Source organism: Streptomyces phyllanthi, assembly GCF_009377205.1.
GTDB classification, from domain to species: domain Bacteria; phylum Actinomycetota; class Actinomycetes; order Streptomycetales; family Streptomycetaceae; genus Streptomyces; species Streptomyces phyllanthi.
The window spans coordinates 1-1,896 of record NZ_VJZE01000846.1 but is presented as its reverse complement, the minus strand read 5'-3'; the positions used below and the strand labels follow the sequence as shown (position 1 = coordinate 1,896).

The following is a 1,896-nucleotide window of genomic DNA, read 5'->3' as shown; positions in this document are numbered from 1 at the left end:
GCCCGCATCCGCACCGGCATCCGCACCCGCACCCGCACCCGCGAGGCGCACAGCGCCCACAAGCGCCTTGAACACGTTGACACTCGTGGAGTCACCCACCACGACCTGCCCGGCCGCCGCGCCCACGAGCGGGGCGATACGGTCACCGATGCGCTCGGGCGCCGTCCACCAGCCGCTCTCGTCCCAGGAACGGATGCGCAGGGAGCCCCACTGTCGTCGTACGACGTCGTCCACGCGCCCGGGGACGGCCGCGGGCAGCGCGCCCAGCGAGTTCCCGTCGAGGTACACAGCGTCGTCGAGCACGAACTTCTCGCGCAGCCCGGCCAGTTCGTCCGCGGCGTCCAGTTCCGCGGCTCTGGATATCAGCTCAGACATGGGACCTCGCCGTCCACAGCTCGGGGAAGACGTTCTTCCGGGCCCGCTTCTCCAGCCAGGCCACCCCGGCGGAGCCGCCCGTGCCGGGCTTCGCGCCCATCGCCCTGCGGGTGGCGACGAGGTGGTCGTTGCGCCAGCGCCACACCAGTTCGGCGACGTCCGTCAACGCCTCGCCGAGCCGGGCGAGTTCGTCGGTCTCGTCACCCGAGTAGAGGGCGGCCCACGCCGCCTCGACCTCCGCCGAGGGCTCGTACCGCTGCGACACGTCACGGCGCAGGACCGACTCCGGCACCGCGTGGCCGCGCCGCGCCAGCAGCCGCAGCACCTCGTCGTACAGGCTCGGTTCGTGCAGGGCCTTCTCCAGTTCCGCGTGGACGCGCGGGGCGGCGCGGTGCGGTACGAGCATGGAGGCGGACTTCTCGCCGAGCAGGAACTCCATACGGCGGTACATCGCCGACTGGAAGCCGGAGCCCTCGCCGAGGGCGTCACGGTAGGAGTTGAACTGGGCGGGCGTGAGCTGGGAGAGGGGCCGCCAGGACGCGTTGAGCGCCTCCAGCTCCCGTACGGACCGCTTCAGCGCGGCCACGGCCGTCGGTACGTCGTCCTCGCGGAGCGCGCCCGTGGCGGTCTCCCACTCGTGGACGATGACGGTGAACCACAGCTCCATGACCTGGGTGGTCACCAGGAACACCATCTCTCCGGGGTCGTCGGAGAGGGTCTGCTGGAGGTGGGTGAGGACGTCTGCCTTGACGTAGTCCTCGTACGGGGTCGTGCCCTGGAAGTCGAGATGCGGAGTCGCAGGCTCTTCGGCCTCGTGAGCCTCGTGGGACATCGCTGTCTCCTGATATGTGCTCCGGGTAGCGGTCCGCCCCTGCCGTTACCGACACGGGGGCCCCGGTCCCCAACCGGTAATCCTGCGCAATCGTCCCCCGAAAGCGCAAGGCCCGCCTGGTCACACCAGGCGGGCCCGTCACAGGGGACGACGCTCACGTCACCGGAGACGACGCTCAGCTCAGCGTCTGGGCCGCGGTGGGCGAGGAGTCCTTCAGGAACTGGGTGCAGCGCTCGTGCTCCTCCTGCTCGCCGATCGAACCGGCGGCGCGGGCGAGGGCGTGCAGGGCGCGGAGGAAGCCGCGGTTCGGCTCGTGCTCCCAGGGAACCGGGCCGTGGCCCTTCCAGCCGTTGCGGCGCAGGGCGTCCAGGCCGCGGTGGTAGCCGGTGCGGGCGTAGGCGTACGACTCGACGACCGAGCCTCGTTCGAACGCGTCGTCCGCGAGCTGGGCCCAGGCGAGGGAGGAGGTGGGGTACTTCGCGGCGACGTCCGCGGGGGGCGTGCCGTTCGCGAGCAGTTCGCGGGGTCCCGGGTCGTCGGGGAGGTGCGTCGGGGGCGGGCCCCCGAGGAGGTTCTCGTGAATGGTCATGACCTCCAGTCTGGCCCATGTGGGGGCGGGGTAGGTCCCTGCCCCGGGAGCCGCCCACGCCCAGCCCGTCCGGCGCTCGAGGACGAGGCCCGTTCAGGGA

2 protein-coding genes and 1 pseudogene are annotated in these 1,896 nt (G+C 71.7%); all 3 read right to left on the bottom strand.

What is annotated here, in order from left to right; translation table 11 throughout:
• Positions 1-375 (bottom strand): annotated as a pseudogene (locus FNH04_RS45515) (kynureninase); the annotation flags it as partial.
• Complete coding sequence (locus FNH04_RS45510; RefSeq protein ID WP_152792078.1) at positions 368-1,207, bottom strand: tryptophan 2,3-dioxygenase family protein; 840 nt, start codon at positions 1,205-1,207, stop codon at positions 368-370. The pseudogene FNH04_RS45515 and the gene FNH04_RS45510, both read right to left, overlap by 8 nt.
• A gap of 175 nt (positions 1,208-1,382) precedes the next feature.
• Entirely contained in the window at positions 1,383-1,796 is a 414-nt protein-coding gene (locus FNH04_RS45505; protein WP_152792077.1) for a DUF3151 domain-containing protein, read from the bottom strand.
• Between the last annotated feature and the right edge of the window lie 100 nt (positions 1,797-1,896).